The following is a 22508-nucleotide window of genomic DNA, read 5'->3' on the forward strand; positions in this document are numbered from 1 at the left end:
AAATCACTTAGACTATGAAAAATGGAGAGCCGTGTACATCGAGAGGTGTAAGCACGGTTCGGGAGGGGGTTACGCTAAGACCGCTGACGAAAGGAAGTATGGCGTGGCGTTTCCTACCTTATGAACTATATACCATGCAGAGATATTTACAGTACGATACTTTGGTACAAGGCAATCTGCAATTTTTTGACGCATGGGCGTCTACGTTTGGAGAGACAGTGTCAGCCATTGAACTTGCACCGGAGGGGACGGGGTATCGCTTGAAAACAAGGTTTGCGAAGTTTTATAATCTGCCGGAACTGATGATGATGTTCCGGGAGGTAGCAGATATTCAGACTGCGGATATGCTGAATCTGCCTGTTCCGGAGGCTGAGTATCGGGTAGTCACAGTCAAGCCGAGTGAAATGCAGAAAGACATGGTATTAGACTTAGGGGAACGTGCGGAACGGGTACGAGGTGGAATGGTAAATGCCTCAGAGGACAATATGCTGCTTATTACCAATGATGGAAGAAAACTGGCACTAGATCAGAGGCTGGTCAATGAAATGCTACCGGACGAAGGTGAGAGTAAAGTCAATACCTGTGTCAATGAAGTCTACCGATTCTGGTATGATAATAAAGAAGATAAATTGACGCAATTGGTATTTTGTGACCTGTCCACACCAAAGAAAGACGAGAGTTTCAGCGTTTATAATGATGTGAGGGATAAATTGATTGCAAGGGGCGTACCGCCGGAAGAGATTGCATTTATCCATGACGCCAATACCGAAGTCCGAAAAAAAGAATTATTTTCCAAAGTACGAAGAGGTGCTGTCCGTGTTCTGATGGGCAGCACTTTTAAAATGGGAGCCGGGACGAATGTGCAGGATTTAATCATTGCCAGCCATGATCTGGATTGTCCGTGGCGTCCCCGTGATGTAGGACGGATTTTGCGGACATTCAAAGTAAAAAAGAATGTGGAGGTAACAGACGATGGCAAAATCAATATTTGAGGAAATGGGTGGCAAATACGAAAGGCAAGGAGATTATCTGAAACAGCACCGCAAAGTTACATACACTAATCTTCTCACAAGTGGCAGGCTTAACGATTATCTTGCCGATATTGACAGGCAGGCACAGGAACGCTTTGAAAGGCTCATAGAGGGCATGAAACAGGCACAGGGTATAACGGAACGTCTACGCCTTAGAATGGACTGGAAGAATGAATAATATAAGGGCTTGTGCGAGGGAGATTGTGGAAAAAGAAGTTATATATGCATAATGAAAAGTTGGTGCGGCACATTTATTTTACAAATAAGTGTGCCATTTTTCTTAATTTGGACTTCCAATTTTCAACTATATTGACAGGAGTATGAATGCAGATACAATAGAAAGTGAAAATTTTTTTAGAAAATGCGCACATTTGAGCCGTGTGATACGTTAATCAAAATGAAAGGAGGTTTCAAATATACATATGGATTTAGAAGAACAATACGACAAAATATATCGTTATTGCTATTTTAAACTGCACCATCAGCAAATGGCAGAAGACATTACACAAGAAACTTTCCTTCGATTTCTGGAAGATAATGCTTATTATGAAAGGGGGCAAAAATTAAGGTATCTTTATACGATTGCTCATAATCTATGCGTTGATGTATACCGCAAAAAACAAACAGAACCCTTAACGGACGAATTTTTATCAGAAGATAAAGAGAATGAGATACTTACAAGTATTGCTATAAAAGAGGCGTTGCTGCGGCTCACAAAAGAAGAACAGGAAATATTACTCTTAAGGTATGTGAATGAAGTTCCTGTATCTGAAATTTGCAATTTTTTAAAAGTATCAAGATTTTTTCTTTATCGGAAAACAAAAAAGGCATTAAAACAGCTTCAAGAGATACTTGGAAAGGAGGAGTTTAAGTGAACAAGAAGTTAAAAAAAGGATTGCAGGATGCTTTTGAACCACCTGCCCCGACAAGGAAAAAAGAGTTTTTAAACACTATCCCACAACTGAAAATCGGCAATATGTCTTTTTTGTATTCACAGTTGATGTATATTCCCCAATATGTATGGGGGGTTTTTAGTTTTGTACTTGGAATCGCCATTGTCGGCGGATGTTTTTTGGAAAAGGATATTTTGTGGATAGTTTCTGCATTAATTCCGTTTGTTGCGTTATGTGTAATTATAGAAAACGCCCGTTCAGATGTTTATTTAATGTCTGAACTAGAAATGACAACACGTTTTTCGTTAAAAAGTGTTCTGCTTGTACGAATGGCAATACTTGGCTTATCCCATCTACTACTACTGTTTTTTTTGATTCCTGTTTGTGCTGTTTACAATTCAATGTTTATTTTCCAGACGGGATTATATCTGGTGTTGCCCTATGTGTTGACAACAACGATTGGGTTATGGATAGTTAGAAAAATACACGGAACAGAATCTATGTATCTTTGTATGGGTGTTGCGATTGGTATCAGTGGAATGAATTTTTTTGCTCAATGTGTTTTTCCAGTTATATACCAAATGAAATATATCTCATTCTGGTTCATTTCATTGATGGTTTTAATTGTATTGTGTATAAAAGAGATTAGAAAAAATATTAAACAAACGGAGGAACTGGCATGGAACTTATCTTAGACAGATTAACAAAACAATATCATAATAAAATTGCAGTTGACTGTATATCTCTGAATTTACACAAAGGGGTATATGGTTTGTTGGGGGCGAATGGCGCAGGAAAAACAACATTGATGAGAATCATTTGTGGAGTTTTGAAAGCAGACAGCGGAACTGTAACTTATGATGGCGTTGATGTTTCATCAGAAGCTTATCGGGCAAAATTAGGATATTTGCCACAGGATTTCGGGTATTATCCAGATTTTACAGGCATGGATTTTTTGATTTATATGGCAGCATTAAAAGGGCTTACTAAGATACAGGCAAAACGCAAGGCGAATGAACTTTTAGAATTAGTATCTTTAAAAGAAGAAGCACATAAAAAAATTAAAAAATATTCGGGAGGTATGAAACAGCGGCTTGGAATTGCACAGGCTTTATTGAACAATCCACAGATTCTTATTTTAGATGAGCCGACTGCTGGACTTGACCCAAAAGAACGGGTGCGTTTCAGAAATATTATTGCAAAGATTGGAAAAGAAAATATCGTTATTCTTTCTACTCATATTGTTTCAGATATTGAGCATATAGCAGATACTGTATTGATGATGAAAGATGGGCGGTTAATTTATCAGGGAAAATGGCAAGAAAAATCAGGTGATTTAGAGGAATTCTATTTAAAACAATTCGAGGAGGATTGAGATGAAACGAATAGGTGTGTTATATAGCTATGAACTAAAAAAAATTGTAAACCGAAAATTAGTCTGGATTGTTGGTACAATCATAGTTTTGCTATGTGGGTTTTTGAGTTTTAGTGATTTAATTGGTTCCACTTATTATTTTGAGGACAAGGATGTTAGCGGCTATGAAGCAATGAAAATCAATAGAGAATATGCGAGAAATCTTAATAGGAGAAAGATTGACGATAGTTTACTTCAGGAAATGCAGGCTTCTTTTCCGAAAGAAACTGACGGAAAAATTATAAGTAACAATTCCATGTCTGGAATACAAACTGCAATCGTTACAGATGATTCACAAGGAGATGAACTTGAAAGAGGAATAACAGAATATACACCAATTTATTCTTATGTGCAAGCCATTATGGAAAATAGCAACTCAGCATTAGAAATAGACGCTAATGATTTGTACTCAGAGCGGGAAAAATCAATTTCTCAAAATCATACAGTCCAAATGCTTACAGAAAAAGAAACGGATTATTGGGAGAAAAAAGCTGCACAGATAAAAACTCCCTTTACTTATGAATATACAGAAGGTTGGGGTGATTTGTGGGAATATGCTTACACCATTAATTACATGGTATTATTAGTGCTTGCGATCTGTCTTTCTAATGTGTTCTCAGTAGAACACCTGCGAAAAACAGATGCCATTATTTTGTGTAGTAGGCATGGAAGAAGAGATTTATATATAGCAAAGATATTGGCAGGAATGACATTCGGGGTAGTGATAGCAGTTTTGTGCTTTGGAATAACAGCAATTTCCAGTATTTGCATTTATGGTGCTGATGGTTTTAATGTAGCCGTGCAACTTGCTTTTCCATTATCATCATGGAATATAACTGTTGGAGAATCTGTATTGATTTTATTAATTGAATTAGTGATAATATCTATATTGTATAGTATCACAATTATGGTTTTATCAGAAATTCTAAAGAATAGCATTGCGGTTATGGCTATTCCAGTTGGAATTATGATATTTACAATGATGATTGATATACCCTATCAATTTAGAGTACCCTCTCAGATTTATGATTTGTTGCCAACGAATTTATTAATAAAATGGAATTTGTGGGATGATAGATTAGTTTCTATTTTTGGAAAATATCTGATAAACTTTCAGATTGCTCCGATTATATATTTGATTATTACGATAATACTATTTTTCGTTGGAAAGAAAGTGTATTTGAAATATCAGATAGGTGCAAGATAACAGCACGTATATTTGTGGGAAAGGAAGATAAAAATGTCAACAGAGTGGATACGATGTCCCGTATGTGGAAATAAAACCCGCGATAAAATCAGAGAAGATACCATTTTAAGAAACTATCCCCTTTATTGTCCGAAATGTAGACAAGAAACATTGATTGAAGTAGCAAATTTGAAGATAACTGTCATCAAAGAGCCAGACGCACAGCCGCAGAGCCGATGAACAAGTGAGCAATCACAGTTCATTGGCTCTGTTTCATTTCATAAGGTTTTAAGGCGAACGCCCACCATATAAAAAAACGGCGTGTGGTGGGCGGTATTGCTATGCCCGAAAAGACTTAACAGACACTCCCCAGACCTGTTTTAAAGTTTGGGGAGATTTTTTATGTTCTTTTTTCGGGCGGTAATCTATCTGTACATACGAAGTAAATTCTATCCATACATAGCATATCAAGGAAAGGCAGGAAACCAGTTAAAAAAATTCCTGCCAGTGCAACGGTACTTCTCACCATGAAAGTAGAAGTACAATCTCTATGCAACAGAATATTTATTTCTCATAACCGTAAAGGTCACAGAGCCTTTGCGGTTTTTCTTTTGTCGTTTTTTATCGGAATACGCCGCAGGGGTGTTTCTGATATGCGTTGCCGTTCTCCACCTCTCCATTTGGATTTTGAGCATTTCAAAAATTCAGATGGGAGGTACTTATGGTGAAATACGCACCAAGAAAAGTATATATCAAAGAAAACGGCGGCTATGCGGAATTGTCCTACACAGAGTTTTGCCGCCGTAGGAATGCTGACCAGAGCTATATGGACAAGCTGTTTATCCCCGTGCAGGGCTGTCTGCTTGAAGTCGTGAGGGAGCAATACACGGACTTCTACCGTGATAAAGAACGGTGGCGTTATCTGAAAAAACTGGACACAAATCACAGCCTGCTCTCATTGGAGGGCTTTACAGACAGCGAGGGAAATGTGATTGACTTCATTGTTGATAAAGCGGCGGACGTTACGGAAACTGTTGTTTATGCGCTTATGGTGGACAGGCTGAAAGCCGCCCTGTCTTTATTGTCGGACAGTGAACAGATGTTGATACAAGCAATCTTTTTTGAAGAACTTTCCGAGCGGGAAGTCGGGTTACAGTTAGGCGTGACGCAAGGTGTTGTGAACAAGCGCAAAGCCAAAATCCTTATGAAGCTGAGAAAGATAATGGAAAATTAAAATTTAAGGCGTTCAGCCCCCTTGTTTTTTCCTTTAGGAAAATGAGGGGGCTTTTCCCTGCCCTCTCAATCAATTCTGATTGGAGGAAAAGGAGCATGGCATACAAACACGGACGGGAGGACAGGAAATGGCGCATCTGGAAAGAAGCCGAGGAAAAGGTTCTGCGTGAGTGCGGCATGGATGAAGCGGTCATTGAGCAGATACGCACGGACGACAGGGCAGAGTTCAATTCCAACAGGCGGTTTTACCGATGGGCAAGCGGTTTCGGGGAATACCTTGAGGGCATGGCAGACAAGGAACGGCAGGCAGAGATAAAGACCGTTGCTGATTTACTGGATGAGATTGAAAGCGAAAACCTCTACCAAGTGCTGATTACCGTTGACGGGCGCACCCTGCAAATCGTCCTGCTGAAAATGCAGGGCTATTCCACTAAGGAGATTGCACCGCTTGTGCATTTAACGGCAGGAGCCATCTACGCAAGGTTAGACCATCTGCGGAAGAAGCTGCGGAAAATTTTATAGGCATCTAAAACATCCCGCCATCCTGTGGGCTACTGGGTGGGGAGCGGAATCTCCCTACTTATTTTGGGCAGGAGGAAAGCGGGATGGCATATAAGGCTAAGGCGTACACGCTTCGGGAGGAATCCACAGAAAGCGGCACAAGGTATTTTATCAGCTTCAAGGACGGGCAGGTGGAACACCATGAACTGGAAGTATCTGAACAGTTATTCATTGAATTTCGGCAGATGGAACGGAAAAATAGAAACCTTCAGCAATGGAATCAACGGCACAGGGAGTTTAACGAGGTGTGGGACGAAACCCTTTACAGACGGGCATTGCGTGTGCCTAAGAGCCTTGATGAACAAATGATTGAGGGGGAACGGAATGAAACGCTCTGTAAGGCGGTTAAGAGCCTGCCAGAGATACAAAGGCGGCGTTTCCTACTCTATTACGAGTATGAGTTTAATTTCTACCAAATCGCCGCTATGGAGCATTGCACCGCTTCCGCTATACAGAAATCCGTTGCCATAGCAAAGGAGAAAGTCAAGGCGGAAATGAGAAAGTATCTCCAACCGTGACTGATACCGCCCGAAAAAAATCTGCTTTTTATTCGTGTGGGATTGGCGGCATTACATACTCTCATTTTTTGTGGGAGTAAATCTATTTTTAAGGAGGTCACGCCTATGCGCAACGAAAACAAAACCACTGCCCGAAAGGAGGAATCCTATGCAGAAGCTACAGACGGTCAACGCTGACACGCTCCTTTATGAGCCGCTTGAGAAGCCGTCCTTTGTGGTGGAGGGGCTGATACCCACGGGCTTAACGCTGTTCTGCGGCTCACAGAAGATAGGCAAAAGCTGGCTCATGCTGAAACTCTGCCTTTGTGTGTCACAGGGAATCCCCTTATGGGATATGCCGACAATGGAGGGCGATGTGCTTTACCTTTGTTTGGAGGACACGTTCTGCCGCATACAGGGCAGGCTGTTCCGCTTGACGGATGAAGCAAGCGGGCGGCTTCATTTTGCGGTGGCGAGCGATAAGCTGTCAGACGGTCTTATTGTGCAGCTTGAGGATTATCTGAAAGACTACCCCGACAGCAGGCTCATTGTGATTGACACCTTGCAGAAAGTCCGCACCGCATCCAAAGACAACGCCTACGCAAGCGATTACGGGGACATTTCCCTTATCAAAGACTTTGCCGACAGGCATTCACTGGCGGTCATTGTCGTACACCACATCCGAAAGCAGAATGACAGTGATGTGTTCAACAAAGTGTCTGGAACGACTGGTTTAACTGGAAGTGCGGACGCAACCTTTGTTCTGGAAAAAGAGAAACGTGCATCCGATACCGCCAAGCTGTATATAACAGGCAGGGACACGCCCTATCAGGAATACACGCTCCGTTTCCGTGATTGCAGTTGGAAACTGGTGGAGCGTAAGGAACAGGAACAGCTTGCCAAAGAAGCGATACCAGACGTTCTTTTTCGGTTAGTGGATTTTATGAGGGATAAGGAAGAATGGATTGGCACAGCCACGGAACTGTTAGCTGCTATGGGGGAAACAGAAACCGCCCCGAACATCATTACCAAATGGCTGAACGAATACCGCAGCAGTTTTCTGGAAGAGAACCATATCTGTTACGGCTACCACAGGAGGAAAGGGGTTCGGAAGATTACGCTTGCAAGACGGGAAGGTGACGGTGATGACGGTTGTGACGGTTAGATTGGGATACCCCCTGCAACTGTCACCGTCATGCTGAAACGGATATAAAATCGGCGGTTCTGCCCTACAGGAGAACACCCAGCAAACGCAAAATGCAGGCGTGGGCATTACTCGCCCTTTTCGGCTCGTAAAGCCACCCCTGCGGTCAGAAAAATCTCCCCGATTTTTCCGACTGCGTTTACAGGGTGTAACACACTACACTTTGCCCTGCAAAGAGCCGTGTGCCAGACGTTCCCTCTGGACTCCCTTTAGGCAGGGCGTAGCCCTGCTATCCTTCGCCTTACGGCTTCGGATAAAAGAATGTCGGGGTGACGGTTACGGTTCTTGTGAGGGGGTATGTCAAAATAACCGTCATCACCGTCACCAACCGTCACCCCAGAGGAATTACCCGCCGAAGAAAGGAAGATGATGAATTATGCCCTACGCAATCCTGCGTTTCCAGAAACGAAAAGCGGGCGGCGTTGCGGCTTGTGAACGCCACAACGAGCGGAAGAAAGAAGCCTACAAAAGCAACCCAGATATTGATATGGAACGCTCTAAAGATAACTACCACCTTGTAAAGCCGCCACGCTACACCTACAAAAAGGAGATTAACCGCATGGTAGCTGAAGCGGGGTGCAGGACAAGGAAAGACAGCGTGATGATGGTGGAAACGCTCATCACGGCTTCACCAGAATTTATGAATAGCCTGCCGCCCGAAGAACAGAAAGCATATTTCCAGATGGCTCTCGACTTCATTTCGGAGCGTGTCGGGGAGAAAAATATCCTTTCCGCTGTCGTCCACATGGACGAGAGAACACCCCATATGCACTTATGCTTTGTGCCGCTTACGCCAGACAATAAACTGTCCGCTAAAACGATTTTAGGCAATCAAAAGAGCCTGTCAGAATGGCAGACCGCCTACCATGAGCGGATGTCATCACGGTGGAATCAGCTTGAAAGAGGTCAATCTTCAATGGAAACCAAGCGGAAACACATCCCGACATGGCTCTATAAACTGGGCGGCAGGCTGGATAAACAGTATGAAGAAATCGTGTCTGCCCTCTCCGACATCAATGCCTTTAACGCAGGGAAGAAGCGTGACAAGGCTTTGGAACTGATTGCGGCATGGCTGCCAGACGTGGAGAAATTCTCTAAGGAAATCGGGAAACAGCAGGCGTATATCGACAGCCTGCAAGAGAGAATCGGGCAGGAATCGGACTATGCGGGGCGTATGCGTGATGAAAAATACCAACAGGAATTAAAGGTGCAGAAAGCCAATCAGAAGATATTTGAATTGCAGAGAACCAACGAGCAGATGGGGCGTCTACTCTCAAAAATACCGCCCGAAGTGTTAGAAGAATTGCAGAGAACAGGCAGAAATAAATCAAGAGAAAGGTAAAAAGTGAATGAAAAAACAGGATTTTAAGGTGTTAAAGATTGCAGACTTGTACCCATTTCCCGACAATCCGTTCCATGTAGTGGAGGATGAAACCCTGTTGGAATTAGCGGAAAGCATCAAGGAATTTGGCATTGTCACGCCGATAATCACACGCCCGAAAGAGGACGGGAACGGCTACGAAGTGATTGCGGGACAGCGGCGTGTCCGTGCGTCCGAGCTTGCAGGGATAAATACCGTGCCTGCCTTTGTCCTGCCCTTAGATCGTGACCGAGCCATCATTACCCTTGTAGACAGCAATCTCCAAAGAGAAAATATACTGCCATCGGAGCGTGCGTTTGCCTACAAGATGAAATCCGAAGCCATGAAGCGGCAGGGCTTCCGCACGGACTTAACCTCGTCACAAGTTGTGACGAAGTTGCGGACGGACGATAAGGTGGCGCAGGGCTTTGGCGTGGGCAGGATGACCGTGCAGAGATTTATCCGCTTGACGAAACTGATACCGCCGATTTTGCAGATGGTGGACGAGGGGAAAATCGCCCTCACGCCTGCGGTGGAACTGTCCTTCTTAAAGAAAGAGGAGCAGGAAAACCTATTTGCCACAATGGAGAGCGAGGAAGCAACACCCTCACTCTCACAGGCACAGCGGATGAAAAGCCTGAGCCAGAGCGGGCGGCTTGACATGGATATGATATTTTCCATTATGACGGAGGAAAAGGGAAACCAGAAAGAAACCGTGAAAATCGGCATGGAGAGGTTAAAGAAATACTTCCCGAAAGGCACAACGCCGAAGCAGATGGCAGACACCATCATACGGCTTTTGGAGCGTGAATTGCAGAGGAAACGGGGCAGGGACAGCCGCTAATCTTCTCTTTTCGGGAGGTAAATACAAGGAACTGGACAGAAGAAAAGACAGGAAAGGGGACAGGAAATGAAAGAAATCCAGTATGAGATTGTAAAAGAAATCGCTGTATTGTCGGCAAGCGAAAGCGGTTATACAAAGGAAATCAATTTCATTTCATGGAACGGAAAAGAGCCGAAGTATGACATCCGCAGCTTTTCCCCCAACCGTGGGAAGTGCGGCAAGGGAATCACATTGACCGCTGATGAAGCGGCGGCACTCCTTGAAGCGTTACAGAATGAGTTAAACAGCGGGGATTGATTGTGTCTGAGTGGCAGGGCGGGGATATATTTTTTACTTCCCTGCCCCGTCATGGAAAGGAAGATTTGAGTATGGGCGAGGATAAAAAAGCAAACCAAAAGAGAAAGCGTATTGCGTCAAAAGGGCAGGTACAAATGGCTATTAGTCGGGAATATGTTGGCACACAGACCGTTGCAGAAGCGTTTATCCCGATTATCTCCGAGGACATCCGCAAGAGGATTGCCGAGAGCGACACCTTCGACAATGAGGGGCTATCCGCTTAGAATGTACGCAATGGAACATGAAAACAGATAGAACAGATACGGAGGTTTTACAGTATGGCAGGAATAAAAATGGAGAATCAGATTTATGAAGTCGGAATATACTGCCGCTTATCTAAAGACGACGGCACGGATAACGAGAGTGCGAGCATCGCCACACAGAAATCCATCCTCACGGATTATGTAAAAAAGCAGGGATGGCACTTGGTAAAAACGTATGTTGACGATGGGTACTCTGGTACGAATTTTCAAAGACCGAGTTTCCAGAATATGATTAAAGACATTGAAAACGGGCGGATAAACTGCGTGGTTACGAAAGATTTATCCCGTCTGGGGAGGAACTACCTTGACTGCGGCTTATATCTGGAAGTCTTTTTTCCCGAAAATAATGTGAGGTATATAGCGGTCAATGATGGTGTAGATACCTTAAATAAATCGGCGATGGACATTACGCCTTTCCGTAATATCCTAAACGAAATGTACTCCGCCGATGTGTCGGTCAAGATAAAATCGGCGTACCGTGCAAGGTTTCAACAGGGGAAATTCATGGGGACGTATGCACCCTATGGGTATGTCAAAGACCCCGCCGACCACAACCATTTATTGATTGATGATAAAGTTGCCCATGTGGTAAGGGAGATATTCGACCTTGCGTTAGCGGGCAACGGAATCGCCAAAATCCGCAAGCACATCAACAAACAGCACGTTTTACGCCCTGCCGCTTATGCGGCGGAGCAGGGGGCGGCAGGCTATGAGCGGCACTTTGAGGATAACGAGGAAAACCGCTATATCTGGAGCGAGAACAGCATAAGGGGCATTTTAAGAAGCCCGATATATGCGGGAAACCTTGCAGGCTACAAGCGGATTGCCGCCAACATGAAAAGCAAGAAACGCCCTTCAAAGCTGCCCGAAGAATGGGAAGTGATACCCAATACCCACGAGGGGATAGTCACGCAGGAAGAATTTGACACCGTACAGCAGCTTATGACGAGCCGCAGGAGGGAGCAGAACGCAGGGGGATTTGAGAATATCTTTTCGGGTGTTATCAAGTGTGCGGACTGCGGTTATGCGATGCGGGCGTCGAGTGCCAACAGGAGGAAACGCCCCGACATCATCGACTGCATACAATATTCCTGCAATAATTATGGCAGGTACGGCAATATCATGTGTACCGCACACAGCATTGAAGCGAGGGACTTATTCAACGCCGTCCTTGCCGATATTAACCGATTTGCAGATATGGCGGTGAATGATGAAAAGGCGGTCAGAGCCATAGAAAAACGGCTCACGGAAACAGACCAGAGCAGGGCGAAAGCATTAGAGAAAGAACGGAAGAAGCTGAACAAACGCCTTGCGGAGCTTGACAGGCTGTTTTCCTCTCTTTACGAGGATAAGGTCATGGAGCGTATCACCGAGCGGAATTTCGAGATGATGTCGGGGAAATACCAGAAAGAACAGCTTGAAATCGAAACGAGATTAAAAGAGGTAACGGAAACTCTTAACGACAGTTACGAAAAATCGCAGGGTGTCCGTGACTTCCTCTCCCTTATCCGCAACTACCAAGGATTAAAGGAACTGGACGCAACAGTTATAAATGCACTGATAGACAAGATACTGGTTTCGGAGCGTGAGAAGATGGCAGACGGGACGGTACAGCAGGAAATCAAGATTTACTATAAATTCATCGGCTTTGTCGGTGAATTACATATCACGCCCACCAAGCGGTGGACGGCATTAAAGCCAAAGAATTGTACAGTATGCGGCGTTGAATATGTTCCCCGTTCTGGAATATCAAAGTATTGTCCAGAGTGCAGGGAGAGGATAAGAAAGGCGCAAGGGACAGAAACGAAACGCAGAAGCAGGGAGAGAAACAGACAGGTATGTATTGAACTGTCCGCAAAAAATGACCGACTGATTTGGAACAGCGGGCAGGAAGAACGGTGCGTCAGGGCAATAAAAATAAGAAAGTTGATATTATCCGGTATGTAACCGAGGGAACATTTGACGCTTATCTTTATCAGATGATTGAAAATAAGCAGAAGTTTATCAGCCAGATTATGACCTCCAAAAGTCCGGCAAGAACAGTGGAAGATATAGACGAGACAGCATTGTCGTATGCGGAAATCAAAGCACTTGCCACCGGGAATCCGCATATCAAGGAAAAAATGGATTTGGACATTCAGGTGTCAAAGTTACAGCTGTTAAAGCAGAGTTTTCTAAGTCAGAAGTACGATATGGAAGATAAGGTGACAAAACAGTATCCAAGAGAAATCAAAGATCTGACGGAGAAGATTGCTGATTATGAGGCGGACATTGCGTTAGTGAAGGCGCATACACCTTCAGACAGAGAGATATTTCCTGTTATGCAGATAAAAGAAATCTCTTATGATGACAAGCAGGAGGCAGGAAAAGCTATTATTACCGCCTGTAAAGAAATGAAGTCTCCCGATCCGGAGTTGATTGGCGCGTATCGTGGGCTTTCAATGGAACTGTATTACAATACCTTTTCAAAAGAATTCGTCATCAATCTGAAAGGGAAAATGAAACATCAAGTGTCGTTGGGAACAGATATTCACGGAAACATCACCCGTCTGGATAATGCCATTGCGAAATTTGAAGATAATCTTTTACGTTGTCGAGAGCGTTTGGAAACAACGAAGGTGCAGTTAGAGACAGCAAAGCAGGAAGTAGAAAAACCATTCCAACAGGAGGAAGAACTGAAAGAGAAGGTTGCCCGTTTGGGTGAATTAAACGCTCTGCTTGACATGGACAAGAAAGATAGTACCCTGCTTGATGCAGAGCCAGATGAGGGTGTAGAAGAGAAAGAAAAGAGCAGCCAGGTATTAGAAAGGTGAGCATTGCGGTGTCGGGAAACCGATACCGCCTACATAGCAGAGGAAGAAAATTCTATCTGTAAAATGGAAATTCGCACAATGGAACAAAATGGATAAGGTTGTTATGCTTTTCTAGTGAAAGAAGAGGTGGACAGAGTGCGGATTGATGATATTGATATTTATAAACTTCCGAGGTGGATGGAAGGGATTTTTGAAGAAGTGGAGCAAATCTGTTATGAAACTCTGGAAGAAGAATCTGAGTTTTATAAGGGAGTTCTTGAGGAAACCCATGAATTACTGGACAAGTATGATTTTCTTTCCACCATTGCAGACCATGATGAGATAAGAGAGCCGATGAATTTGAGTATATCAGAGGTGCAGGCATTGTCAAGATTTTGGGTATTGGAAACGGATAGAATGTCGATGGAAATGGTGCAGATGTATTTGTTGGGGTGTCGGCACATGTGGGAACTGATGGAATTGTTAGGGATAAAAATAAACTGAAATTAGATAAGATGTAGGGTAGGTTAAAGAAATATTGAGTAGTAGGCAACATCTTTTATATATGGTACAATAATATTCATGCAGGACATTTAAGCGGAATTTTGAATTGTGCAGACACGTCTGCACAATCTTATAGATGAAATATTAGTGGGAGGAATATATGAATCATAAAAATAATGAATTAAATAATTTGTTTGAAAAGTCAAAATCTATAATTCGGGCGGCAAGAGAAATCACAGGTACAGTCGCAAATTTGACTACTTTGATTTCTAATTATCAAATCGGAAAATTTATTGTGGAAGAAGAACAAAAAGGAGAAATAAGAGCAAAGTACGGTAAAAAGATTCTTGATGAGCTGTCTGAATTTCTGACACAGGAATTTGGAAAAGGATTTTCGAGGACAAATGTTGCTTCAATGAGAAAATTTTACACAGTATATAAGGAACGAGGAGAGCAATTTTCTTATTTGAATAATACCGATGAAAAAGTTTTGCTACCAATTGTTCAGACAGCGTCTGCACAATTTGATACAGCAAATTTACCATTTAAACTTTCGTGGTCACATTATCAAGTGTTAATGAGAATGGAAAATGATATGGAACGTAGTTTTTATGAGGAAGAAGCATATCGGTCAAATTGGGATGTCAGAACTTTAAAGCGTCAGTATAATTCCAGTCTTTTTGAGCGTGTAGCGATGAGTAGAGATAAAGATAGAGTAATGGAATTAGCAAATGAAGGTATTACTTTATATGAGCCACAGGATGTACTTAAATCACCATTTGTATTGGAATTTCTTGGACTGGATGATAAAGCTGCCTATCAAGAAAGTGATTTGGAAAGTGCAATTATTGGAAAGTTGCAGAATTTTCTGTTAGAGTTAGGAAAAGGATTTTTATTTGAAGCAAGGCAGAAAAGATTTTCTTTTCATGAGAAAAACTTTTTTGTGGACTTGGTATTTTATAATCGTTTGCTCAAGTGTTATGTATTGATTGATTTAAAAGTTGATGAATTAACACATCAGGATTTAGGGCAAATGCAAATGTATGTAAATTATTATGACAGATATGTAAAAACAGATGGAGAAAATCCGACAGTTGGTATTCTGCTATGTAAAGACAGTGATGAGGCTTTGGTCGAATTAACATTACCCGATAACGCTAATATATATGCTAAAGAGTATAAATTATATTTGCCGGATAAGAAAATGTTGCAGGATAAATTACAAGAGTGGTTGCGTGAAGAGTTGGAATAAAATATGAAACTTTATAGTGACTTGAGATCATCTGAAAGATAAAGTGGATAAGAGCTAGATTGTTGAAAATATTTTAAATTTTTGAAGGGGAAATAAATACTTTATGGGAAAAGATAAATGGAAGTGTAGATTGTGTGGACAATTTTTTGATAATAAAGAAATGAGTGAAGAACATTATCCTGCTCGGAGTGTTGGGAATGAAGATATTGTTGCACTTAATATCACTAAAATGTTTGACTCTTTTCAATCTAAAGAAATGCAAGAAAGAATAGGAAATAAACTATCTGCTGGTGAAGGTATTGAACAAATCTCAGGAGACATATTTGATAATGAATTAGCAGAGTCATTATATCCGGATGGTCGTACTGCAAGGACACTTTGCAGAAAGTGCAATATTTTTTTAGGAAAATATGATGAGGCATATTTAAAGTTCTTTTCGCTTGATGGTGATGCAAAAGCTATAAAAGGTTTTAGTCAGAATACAAAGATTTATATAATTAAATCAATCTTTGGTAAGTTTCTTTCGATTCCGGAAGCAAAGAATGAGGAATTTGATTTTGTTGATTTTCTTAAAAATGATTTAGAGACAGAGTATTCTGGAAAGTGGAAAATATATTTTGTTAGAAGAGACTTCAGTAGTGATCTTATGGGGATGAAGGATATTGGGACCGGAAAAATAACGTTTGAAGAAGGGGTTGTATATGAATTGTCAGATGATAAGTTCATATACAATCTTATGAATTTTGATAAGCATCCATGTTTTGAAATGACAAATTTGTTTGATATATTAAAGAAGAATTATAAATTGATTCAAGGTGTAGGGAGTGACGGGGGATATCATGCTCAAATTTTCATGACACGTCTATTCTCCGAGTTGATTTAAAAAAGTATGAACTTAATTTAGAGAATTAGGAAGGAAAATTTTCTGCTAGTGGCACAAAATTAAATAGTATTTTTTACATAGCCGGAAGGTTTTCAGAAACGAAAATCTCCCGGTTATTTTTATGCCCTGATATTCCAATTCCAACCGGAAATATCAAATCACGGGCAGGAAAGAAGGTGAAAATTATGCCATATATCGCACCGGAAGTGGTACAGGAAGTAAAGAGAATGGATTTGCTGACGTACCTTAGAAACTATGAACCATCTGAACTTGTGCATTTTTCTGGCAATACCTATACGACAAGAACCCACGATAGTCTGAAAATTTCCAATGGAAGGTGGATGTGGTGGAGTCAGGGAATCGGCGGACGGTCAGCACTGGATTATCTGATAAAAGTGAGAGGGTATCCGTTTCTTGAGGCAATAGAACTTATTGCAGGACAGGCAGCCTTTCAGCCGCCTGCTCCTGCACCAGCCGAAAAGAAAACAGAGAACACCCTGCTACTTCCCAAAGCCTACCGCTACACAGAGTATGTGGTTTCTTATCTGAAGAACAGAGGAATTGACACGGAACTCATTCATTTTTGTTTGGAAACCGGACGTTTATATGAGAGTGCGAACTATCACAATGTCGTTTTTGTAGGGAAGGATAAGGAAGGGAAAGCCCGGTATGCAGCACTGAGAGGTGTGGGAACAGATTTTATCGGAGAGGCGAGTGGAAGTGATAAAAATTATTCTTTTTCAATTCCTGCTGAAGGAGAATGTGGAGAAGTTCATCTGTTTGAATCTGCTATTGATCTGTTATCCTATGCTACGTTGCGAAAGATGAGAGGTCAGAACTGGAGAGCAGAACATCTGTTATCTCTTGCCGGAGTTTATCAGCCTGCAAAGGAGATAGAGAACAGTAAAGTGCCTGCAACGCTGGTACATTTCTTGAAAGAGTATCCGGAAGTGCAGTCGATTGTGTTTCATTTCGACAATGATAAGGCAGGGAGATTAGCAACAAAAGCCATTCAGACGGTGTTACCAAAGGTGTACCAGACAAGAGACTGCCCACCACCTGTCGGGAAAGATTACAACGATTTTCTTTGTTTCCAGTTGGGGTTACAAGTGACGAAACGTGAAAAAAGAGGTCAGGAAAGAGGTGGAGCGAGATGAAAACGTATGATGTAACAATCACGGAAACCTTACAAAAGACCGTCTCTATTCGTGCAGACAGTCAGGCAGAGGCGGAAGAAATTGCACAGGACAGATGGAATGATGAGAAGTATGTTCTTGGTGCAGATGACTTTGTAGGGGCAAATTTTGACGCAAAGGAACGTGTCAGAGAAAAGAGTCGTGAGCGATAGAAAGAGAGGATTTTGTATGAAAGCAATAAAATATGTGTTGAAGATTATCCATAAAAAGGAAATTATTCTTGCGTCTATTGACCGGGAACGAATTGAAGAAACTTTAAAAACAATGCTGCAATCCGAGAAGGAAATGGATGTTACCGGAGATGAATTGATTGGAATTGTAGTGGAAGAAAAAGATGAAAGAGACTGTCCGGGAGCGTGTGAAGAGTGTGAGTATTTTTGCCCGAATGAGCAGGATTGTATGATGGATGACCTTTCAGAACGGTGTAAAGAATGCGAATATCACTGTGAAAATTGTGGCGGCTGCACGATGTTAGACTGTGGTGAATGTGGGGAAGAAGTCTGTGAAAAGTGCCATTGGAATTGTCAGGAGTGTGGTAGTTGTACCCATCCGCAAGGCGAAAAGCAGCCTTAAAAAGTGTGTCTTTTCGGTTGGTGATGTTCTTTTACACCCGCAGCGGTTACGCAAGGTGTGTGAGATACACCATACCAGCAAGCAACGCCTTTGGATTGCCAGACGAAGGTCTGTCAATCTTGCGGCAGCTTGTTAGGGGAGTCCCCTAATACCCCTAACCGAAACTGAAAGTGTTCGGTATGTAATAAAAATTGTATGGCGGTTGTCCGCTATGAGAAAGGTGAGTGAATTTATATGTGGCAGTTTATTGGTGGATTGATTGTAGGAATGATTTTCGGAGTTGTTCTGATGTGTATGTTACAAATCAATCGTTTATACAAATTGGATGGGGAGGTATGAGAATGCGAAAACGAAATGTTCCAGTCATGTTCCGGCTCAACCGCAAAGAGGCGGAGGCATTGGATAAGAAAGTAAAGAAAAGCGGTCTGAACCGTGAGGCATATTTGCGGCAGTTGATCACGGGTGTTGTGCCGAGGGACGCACCGCCGCCAGATTATTATTCTATGATGAGAGAACTTCATAAAATCGGGAATAACCTGAACCAGATTGCACAGAAAGCACACACGCTGAACGTCATAGATGTGCAGAGATATGATGGGGCAATGCGCATGTTTGAAAAGACCGTGAAAGAGATTACGGAGGCGGTCATTCTGCCGGAGAAAACAGAGGGGCGGGGAATCCCGCAAAATATGTGACGTGGCTACCACATCTATCTGGAGTGTGAAAGGGTGGCTTGGAAAGGTTGTGATTTATGTGGAGAATCCAGAAAAGACTACAAATCCAGAAGTGGTGCAACAGGCGGGAATTACGGAAGAAGAATCACAGGGGCTGTCCGATGTTATTGCTTATGCAGTGAATGAAGAAAAGACCAGACAGAATCAGAAAGGAGAAATTGCAGAAGAAAGTGAGGCAGTCATGGAGCAGTATGTTTCCGGTGTCAACTGTACCCCTACCACTGCCCGGACAGAAATGCTGGCGGTAAAAAAGAGGTATGGAAAAGACGAGGGTATTATGGCATTTCACGGGTATCAGTCTTTTGCACTGGGGGAATGTATTCCGGCAATGGCACATGAGATTGGTGTGAAACTGGCAGAAGAATTATGGGGGAACCGATTTCAGGTGTTGGTTGCCACCCATTTAGACAAGGCTCATCATCTTCATAATCATTTTGTGGTCAATTCGGTATCTTTTACAGATGGATTGCGATACCACAGGACAAATCAGGATTATCGGGATATGCGGAGGGTATCGGACAGGCTTTGCAGAGAATATGGTTTGTCTGTTATCGAAAATCCGAAAACGGGCAAGACACAGCACTATGGAGAATGGAGAGCGAATCAGGAAGGCAGACCAACCTACCGGGGAATCGTGCAGGCGGATGTGGATGAGGCAATCAACAAAGCGAGAACAGAGCGTCAGTTCTTTCACTATCTGAAGGAGAAAGGTTACACGATTAAAATCGGAAAGGATATTACAGTGCGACCAGAGGGAAAGGAGAGAGGACTGAAACTTGCCCGGAACTTTGGAGACGAGTATACGCTTGAATCTATCCGCAGAAGAATCCTGATACAGAACCGAGAAATATTGAAAACGGAAGTGCCATCTAAAAAAGAAAACGTGTATGTTTTTCGTCTACATGGGACACTTAACTCACGAAGGAAAATCGGTGGTCTGCGTGGATTGTATCTGCATTACTGTTATCTGTTAGGAATCCTGCCGAAAAACAGACCTCAGACGAGTACCAGGCAAATGCACTTCCTACTCAGGGAAGATTTAAGTAAATTGAATCAGATTACAAAAGAAACAAGGCTGCTTTGCCGCTATCATATTGATACCGCAGAGCAGCTTTTTTCATGGAAAGAAACTTGCGAGAACCGTCTGGAGCAGTTGGATATGGAAAGGAAATCTCTTAGATACCGGGTACGGAGCGTGAAAGAAGAGGAAACACGGACGGAGATGAAAAAAGAGATTACCGGACTGACGGAGCAGATGAGGAAACTCAGAGAGGAGGTGAGGCTGTGTGACGGAATTGCCGCACGTTCCGGCTTGATGAAAGAGAAGATAAAAATTGTGCGGCAGGAAAATCGGGAAAGAAAGGAGGAATTTACCCATGAACACATCAGGTGAAGCCGCTGACCAAGTAGTGAGAATGTCATTGGAAGTTGGTGAGGCGGCACTGAAAATTACGGGTGCGGGAGCAAAGCAACTGGCGGTCTTTTTATATGCCATTTTGAATGAACAGAAAAAGACCAGAGGCAGAGCTAGGCCGGAGACACTGGTACGTTCTGGAAAACCGCTGACTGTATTTTCTGTGAAAGAACAGGATATGAAGAAGTTTGTGGAAGAGGCAAAGCGGTACGGAATTTTGTACTGTGCCATCCGTGATCCCAGAGGGAGCAGTGATGGTATGGTGGATATTATGGTGAAGGAAGAGGACGCCCCCCGTATCAATCGGATTGTGGAACGCTTTCAGTTTGCGTCTGTTACAGAGGCAGCGCAGATTAAGACGGAGATTCAGAAGTCCAGAGAAGAGAAGAAAAAGTCCGGTACAAAGGAAGTACAGGGCGAGAAGAGTGCAGGGAAAGAGAAGTCTGTACCGGAGCAGGAACGACCTGTGAAGTCTCAGGCGGATTTACTGGTGGACGAATTGTTGGGAAAGCCAGTGCAGAAAGAGGAGGCACAGCCACAAAACCCCTCTTTGGCAAAGACAGAGAAATCCCGTCTGTCCGAGCCTATCTCCGTGACGCAAAACAGAACCGTCGAGGGTACTTCTAATGTCTATAAACCGTCTGTGCCGAATAAGCCATCGGTGAGAAAGGAGATTCGGGAGATGCAGGCAGTCAGGAAGATGGAGGCGGAGAAGGGAAAGAAAGAGATACCTACAAGAAACGTTTCCAACAAGCGTCAGAAGCAAATGAACCACAAACAGCCACCCCATAAGAAATCAAGAAAACAAAGTAAAGCGAGGTAGAGAGATGAATACAAATTTTGATGCGATGTTAAATGTATCAGCAGTACCACAGGATGACCGAACAGCAGCGTTTATTGCGGAGAGTAAGAATAACCGGAACCGTTGTTATGAACTGTCAGAGTATATTACAGCCGCTGTTGCCACAGACAGTCAGATGTTCCAGAAGTATCTGGACGTACAGAGCAGATTTGACCGTTATACCGCCAGCAATTCACTTCTGATTCTGGCACAGAGACCGGAGGCACAGAAATTAGGGGATTATAGTTACTGGAGAAATCAGAGTGCTTATGTAAAACGTCAGGAACGTGACAATCCAGTGCTGATTATGGAACCGGGAAAGGAATATGAGCGTGAGGATGGGACAATCGGAACGTATTACAATGCAAAGAAACTGTATGAACCATCTCAGACGAATCTGCGGAATTATGTGCAGGAACAGCCGGAATATACAGATAATCAGTTAATCCATGCACTGGTTAGCAATCCTCCGGTAAACATCATAGCGGCAGAGCCAGATCAAATGCCGGAAGGAAAAGGAGCATTGTTTGCACCGGAAGAAAACTGTATATATGTAAGAAAAGGCATGAACGCACAGGAGATTTTCCAGTGCGTTACACCGGAACTTGCCCTTGCAGGATTTGCGAATGGGAATAAGAATTATGACCGCAATGAGGACGCTTTCCATGCGTACAGCACGTCTTATATGCTTTGTAAGAAATATGGTGTGGATACGCAGCATTTTGATTTTAGCAATTCTTCTGAGTTTTTTGAAAATATGGAACCGCAGGAAGTGAGGGCAGAACTGGCAAAAGCACAGGAATCTTTTAAAGCCATTACTACCCGTATGGAACGGACATTGGGGCAGGAACGAAATGCGAATACAAAGCAGCAGCCACAGCAGAATCGGGAGGAGGCAAGATGAGTATAAGAAGGGCTGGAGGTGAGTAATGTGAGTGATGAAAAAATTACACTGGAACTGGATAAGTATGAGTGTGGTGTCATTTTCCATTCCCTGAAAGATAAACGGAATCAACTGCTAAAAGAAAAGCAGGAAACCGAGGCAGTGGACGATGTGCTGATGAAAGTAATTGAACGCATGGAGGAACCGCAAAAGACAGATCGGAAAGGGCGGTGGCGTCGTGAGGCACGGTGAGAGGCAGAACGCATGGATTGCGTCATTGTGTGGAATCCTTCCGGTGGTCTGGTTTGCCCTGTTGACTGCCCCTTATCTTTCGAGTGGTCTTTTGGAAATTATAGAAAAGTTGCCGGGGGCAATGAAGCACCCGTTTCAGATTGAAGTTTGTAAGGACAGCGTAAAAACTGTCCTTCTTTTTTTAGGCTGTTACGGAATGGGAATCGGGATATATGTGTCCACAAGAAGGAATTACCGGAAAGCCTGCTAATAAAAAGTCAAGCACTTTTTGAAAAATTTTTGTGAAGTGATTTTATGGCACAACTCTAAGACCGCCTCATCAGCCGGTCAAAAAGAAAGTCGTAATAGATGGAATGATTATT

General features: G+C 42.9%; 26 protein-coding genes and 2 pseudogenes. All 28 read left to right on the top strand.

What is annotated here, in order from left to right:
- Positions 1-122 precede the first annotated feature (122 nt).
- Positions 123-992: pseudogene (locus tag E1963_RS18290) on the top strand (helicase); the annotation flags it as partial.
- Positions 973-1261 (top strand): annotated as a pseudogene (locus E1963_RS18295) (TnpV protein). The pseudogenes E1963_RS18290 and E1963_RS18295, both read left to right, overlap by 20 nt.
- Positions 1262-1453: 192 nt before the next feature.
- The gene (locus E1963_RS18300; protein WP_132281226.1) at positions 1454-1906 is read left to right on the top strand and encodes an RNA polymerase sigma factor; all 453 of its coding nucleotides are present in this window, start codon (positions 1454-1456) and stop codon (positions 1904-1906) included.
- Positions 1903-2619 (top strand): hypothetical protein, encoded by a 717-nt coding sequence (locus E1963_RS18305; protein ID WP_132281229.1) that lies wholly within the window; start codon positions 1903-1905, stop codon positions 2617-2619. Before E1963_RS18300 ends, E1963_RS18305 begins: the two co-directional genes overlap by 4 nt.
- Positions 2604-3299, top strand: a complete 696-nt coding sequence (locus E1963_RS18310) for an ABC transporter ATP-binding protein (RefSeq protein WP_132281232.1) — start codon at positions 2604-2606, stop codon at positions 3297-3299. Before E1963_RS18305 ends, E1963_RS18310 begins: the two co-directional genes overlap by 16 nt.
- A 1-nt stretch (position 3300) precedes the next feature.
- Entirely contained in the window at positions 3301-4545 is a 1245-nt protein-coding gene (locus E1963_RS18315) for an ABC transporter permease subunit (protein ID WP_132281235.1), read from the top strand.
- 33 nt (positions 4546-4578) lie between these two features.
- Positions 4579-4764 carry a cysteine-rich KTR domain-containing protein gene (locus E1963_RS18320; protein WP_132281238.1) on the top strand — a complete coding sequence of 62 codons (186 nt, stop codon included), beginning with the start codon at positions 4579-4581 and terminating at the stop codon, positions 4762-4764.
- Positions 4765-5245: 481 nt separating this feature from the next.
- Positions 5246-5758 carry a sigma-70 family RNA polymerase sigma factor gene (locus E1963_RS18330; protein WP_132281244.1) on the top strand — a complete coding sequence of 171 codons (513 nt, stop codon included), beginning with the start codon at positions 5246-5248 and terminating at the stop codon, positions 5756-5758.
- A 95-nt stretch (positions 5759-5853) separates the two neighbouring features.
- Positions 5854-6279, top strand: coding sequence for an RNA polymerase sigma factor (locus tag E1963_RS18335; RefSeq protein ID WP_132281247.1), 426 nt, complete (start codon positions 5854-5856; stop codon positions 6277-6279).
- 83 nt (positions 6280-6362) lie between these two features.
- The gene (locus tag E1963_RS18340; protein WP_132281250.1) at positions 6363-6836 is read left to right on the top strand and encodes an RNA polymerase sigma factor; all 474 of its coding nucleotides are present in this window, start codon (positions 6363-6365) and stop codon (positions 6834-6836) included.
- Between the two features lie 148 nt (positions 6837-6984).
- On the top strand, positions 6985-7980 hold the full coding sequence (locus E1963_RS18345; protein WP_132281253.1) for an AAA family ATPase: 996 nt from the start codon (positions 6985-6987) through the stop codon (positions 7978-7980).
- A gap of 415 nt (positions 7981-8395) precedes the next feature.
- Positions 8396-9361 (top strand): MobV family relaxase, encoded by a 966-nt coding sequence (mobV, locus tag E1963_RS18350; RefSeq protein ID WP_132281256.1) that lies wholly within the window; start codon positions 8396-8398, stop codon positions 9359-9361.
- Positions 9362-9368: 7 nt separating this feature from the next.
- Positions 9369-10223, top strand: a complete 855-nt coding sequence (locus E1963_RS18355; RefSeq protein ID WP_132281259.1) for a ParB/RepB/Spo0J family partition protein — start codon at positions 9369-9371, stop codon at positions 10221-10223.
- Between the two features lie 66 nt (positions 10224-10289).
- Positions 10290-10520 carry a YdbC family protein gene (locus E1963_RS18360; protein ID WP_132281262.1) on the top strand — a complete coding sequence of 77 codons (231 nt, stop codon included), beginning with the start codon at positions 10290-10292 and terminating at the stop codon, positions 10518-10520.
- 71 nt (positions 10521-10591) lie between these two features.
- Positions 10592-10783, top strand: coding sequence for a stage II sporulation protein R (locus E1963_RS18365; protein ID WP_132281265.1), 192 nt, complete (start codon positions 10592-10594; stop codon positions 10781-10783).
- Positions 10784-10837: 54 nt separating this feature from the next.
- Positions 10838-12769, top strand: coding sequence for a recombinase family protein (locus E1963_RS18370; RefSeq protein WP_132281268.1), 1932 nt, complete (start codon positions 10838-10840; stop codon positions 12767-12769).
- Positions 12721-13635 (top strand): hypothetical protein, encoded by a 915-nt coding sequence (locus E1963_RS18375; RefSeq protein ID WP_132281271.1) that lies wholly within the window; start codon positions 12721-12723, stop codon positions 13633-13635. The genes E1963_RS18370 and E1963_RS18375 overlap by 49 nt, the downstream gene beginning before the upstream one ends.
- A 114-nt stretch (positions 13636-13749) precedes the next feature.
- Entirely contained in the window at positions 13750-14118 is a 369-nt protein-coding gene (locus tag E1963_RS18380) for a DUF6664 family protein (protein ID WP_145964203.1), read from the top strand.
- 160 nt (positions 14119-14278) lie between these two features.
- Positions 14279-15370, top strand: a complete 1092-nt coding sequence (locus tag E1963_RS18385) for a PDDEXK nuclease domain-containing protein (protein WP_132281277.1) — start codon at positions 14279-14281, stop codon at positions 15368-15370.
- 103 nt (positions 15371-15473) lie between these two features.
- Entirely contained in the window at positions 15474-16253 is a 780-nt protein-coding gene (locus E1963_RS18390; RefSeq protein ID WP_132281280.1) for a hypothetical protein, read from the top strand.
- 185 nt (positions 16254-16438) lie between these two features.
- On the top strand, positions 16439-17410 hold the full coding sequence (locus tag E1963_RS18395) for a DUF3991 and TOPRIM domain-containing protein (protein WP_132281283.1): 972 nt from the start codon (positions 16439-16441) through the stop codon (positions 17408-17410).
- Positions 17407-17601 carry a DpnD/PcfM family protein gene (locus tag E1963_RS18400; RefSeq protein ID WP_132281286.1) on the top strand — a complete coding sequence of 65 codons (195 nt, stop codon included), beginning with the start codon at positions 17407-17409 and terminating at the stop codon, positions 17599-17601. Before E1963_RS18395 ends, E1963_RS18400 begins: the two co-directional genes overlap by 4 nt.
- Positions 17602-17617: 16 nt before the next feature.
- Entirely contained in the window at positions 17618-18022 is a 405-nt protein-coding gene (locus tag E1963_RS18405) for a hypothetical protein (RefSeq protein ID WP_132281289.1), read from the top strand.
- A 341-nt stretch (positions 18023-18363) separates the two neighbouring features.
- The gene (locus E1963_RS18415; RefSeq protein WP_132281295.1) at positions 18364-18717 is read left to right on the top strand and encodes a plasmid mobilization protein; all 354 of its coding nucleotides are present in this window, start codon (positions 18364-18366) and stop codon (positions 18715-18717) included.
- 1 nt (position 18718) lies between these two features.
- Complete coding sequence (locus E1963_RS18420; RefSeq protein WP_132281298.1) at positions 18719-20149, top strand: relaxase/mobilization nuclease domain-containing protein; 1431 nt, start codon at positions 18719-18721, stop codon at positions 20147-20149.
- A complete protein-coding gene (locus tag E1963_RS18425) occupies positions 20133-20993 on the top strand; it encodes a PcfB family protein (RefSeq protein ID WP_132281301.1) in 861 nt (286 codons plus the stop codon). The genes E1963_RS18420 and E1963_RS18425 overlap by 17 nt, the downstream gene beginning before the upstream one ends.
- Before the next feature lie 4 nt (positions 20994-20997).
- Positions 20998-21915: a hypothetical protein gene (locus E1963_RS18430; RefSeq protein WP_132281304.1), complete on the top strand. Its 918-nt coding sequence runs from the start codon at positions 20998-21000 to the stop codon at positions 21913-21915.
- A 27-nt stretch (positions 21916-21942) separates the two neighbouring features.
- Positions 21943-22146: a hypothetical protein gene (locus E1963_RS18435; RefSeq protein WP_132281307.1), complete on the top strand. Its 204-nt coding sequence runs from the start codon at positions 21943-21945 to the stop codon at positions 22144-22146.
- Positions 22147-22508: the final 362 nt, after the last annotated feature.

Origin of the sequence: Extibacter muris (assembly GCF_004345005.1) — a bacterium.
GTDB classification, from domain to species: Bacteria; Bacillota; Clostridia; order Lachnospirales; family Lachnospiraceae; genus Extibacter; species Extibacter muris.

Bases quoted from the DNA above. Each gene is read 5' to 3' on its own strand.
- E1963_RS18300 (WP_132281226.1), top strand. From the start codon at position 1,454: ATGGATTTAGAAGAACAATACGACAAAATATATCGTTATTGCTATTTT.
- E1963_RS18310 (WP_132281232.1), top strand. From the start codon at position 2,604: ATGGAACTTATCTTAGACAGATTAACAAAACAATATCATAATAAAATT.
- E1963_RS18315 (WP_132281235.1), top strand. From the start codon at position 3,301: ATGAAACGAATAGGTGTGTTATATAGCTATGAACTAAAAAAAATTGTA.
- E1963_RS18320 (WP_132281238.1), top strand. From the start codon at position 4,579: ATGTCAACAGAGTGGATACGATGTCCCGTATGTGGAAATAAAACCCGC.
- E1963_RS18330 (WP_132281244.1), top strand. From the start codon at position 5,246: ATGGTGAAATACGCACCAAGAAAAGTATATATCAAAGAAAACGGCGGC.
- E1963_RS18335 (WP_132281247.1), top strand. From the start codon at position 5,854: ATGGCATACAAACACGGACGGGAGGACAGGAAATGGCGCATCTGGAAA.
- E1963_RS18340 (WP_132281250.1), top strand. From the start codon at position 6,363: ATGGCATATAAGGCTAAGGCGTACACGCTTCGGGAGGAATCCACAGAA.
- E1963_RS18345 (WP_132281253.1), top strand. From the start codon at position 6,985: ATGCAGAAGCTACAGACGGTCAACGCTGACACGCTCCTTTATGAGCCG.
- mobV (WP_132281256.1), top strand. From the start codon at position 8,396: ATGCCCTACGCAATCCTGCGTTTCCAGAAACGAAAAGCGGGCGGCGTT.
- E1963_RS18355 (WP_132281259.1), top strand. From the start codon at position 9,369: ATGAAAAAACAGGATTTTAAGGTGTTAAAGATTGCAGACTTGTACCCA.
- E1963_RS18360 (WP_132281262.1), top strand. From the start codon at position 10,290: ATGAAAGAAATCCAGTATGAGATTGTAAAAGAAATCGCTGTATTGTCG.
- E1963_RS18365 (WP_132281265.1), top strand. From the start codon at position 10,592: ATGGGCGAGGATAAAAAAGCAAACCAAAAGAGAAAGCGTATTGCGTCA.
- E1963_RS18370 (WP_132281268.1), top strand. From the start codon at position 10,838: ATGGCAGGAATAAAAATGGAGAATCAGATTTATGAAGTCGGAATATAC.
- E1963_RS18385 (WP_132281277.1), top strand. From the start codon at position 14,279: ATGAATCATAAAAATAATGAATTAAATAATTTGTTTGAAAAGTCAAAA.
- E1963_RS18390 (WP_132281280.1), top strand. From the start codon at position 15,474: ATGGGAAAAGATAAATGGAAGTGTAGATTGTGTGGACAATTTTTTGAT.
- E1963_RS18395 (WP_132281283.1), top strand. From the start codon at position 16,439: ATGCCATATATCGCACCGGAAGTGGTACAGGAAGTAAAGAGAATGGAT.
- E1963_RS18400 (WP_132281286.1), top strand. From the start codon at position 17,407: ATGAAAACGTATGATGTAACAATCACGGAAACCTTACAAAAGACCGTC.
- E1963_RS18405 (WP_132281289.1), top strand. From the start codon at position 17,618: ATGAAAGCAATAAAATATGTGTTGAAGATTATCCATAAAAAGGAAATT.
- E1963_RS18415 (WP_132281295.1), top strand. From the start codon at position 18,364: ATGCGAAAACGAAATGTTCCAGTCATGTTCCGGCTCAACCGCAAAGAG.
- E1963_RS18425 (WP_132281301.1), top strand. From the start codon at position 20,133: ATGAACACATCAGGTGAAGCCGCTGACCAAGTAGTGAGAATGTCATTG.
- E1963_RS18430 (WP_132281304.1), top strand. From the start codon at position 20,998: ATGAATACAAATTTTGATGCGATGTTAAATGTATCAGCAGTACCACAG.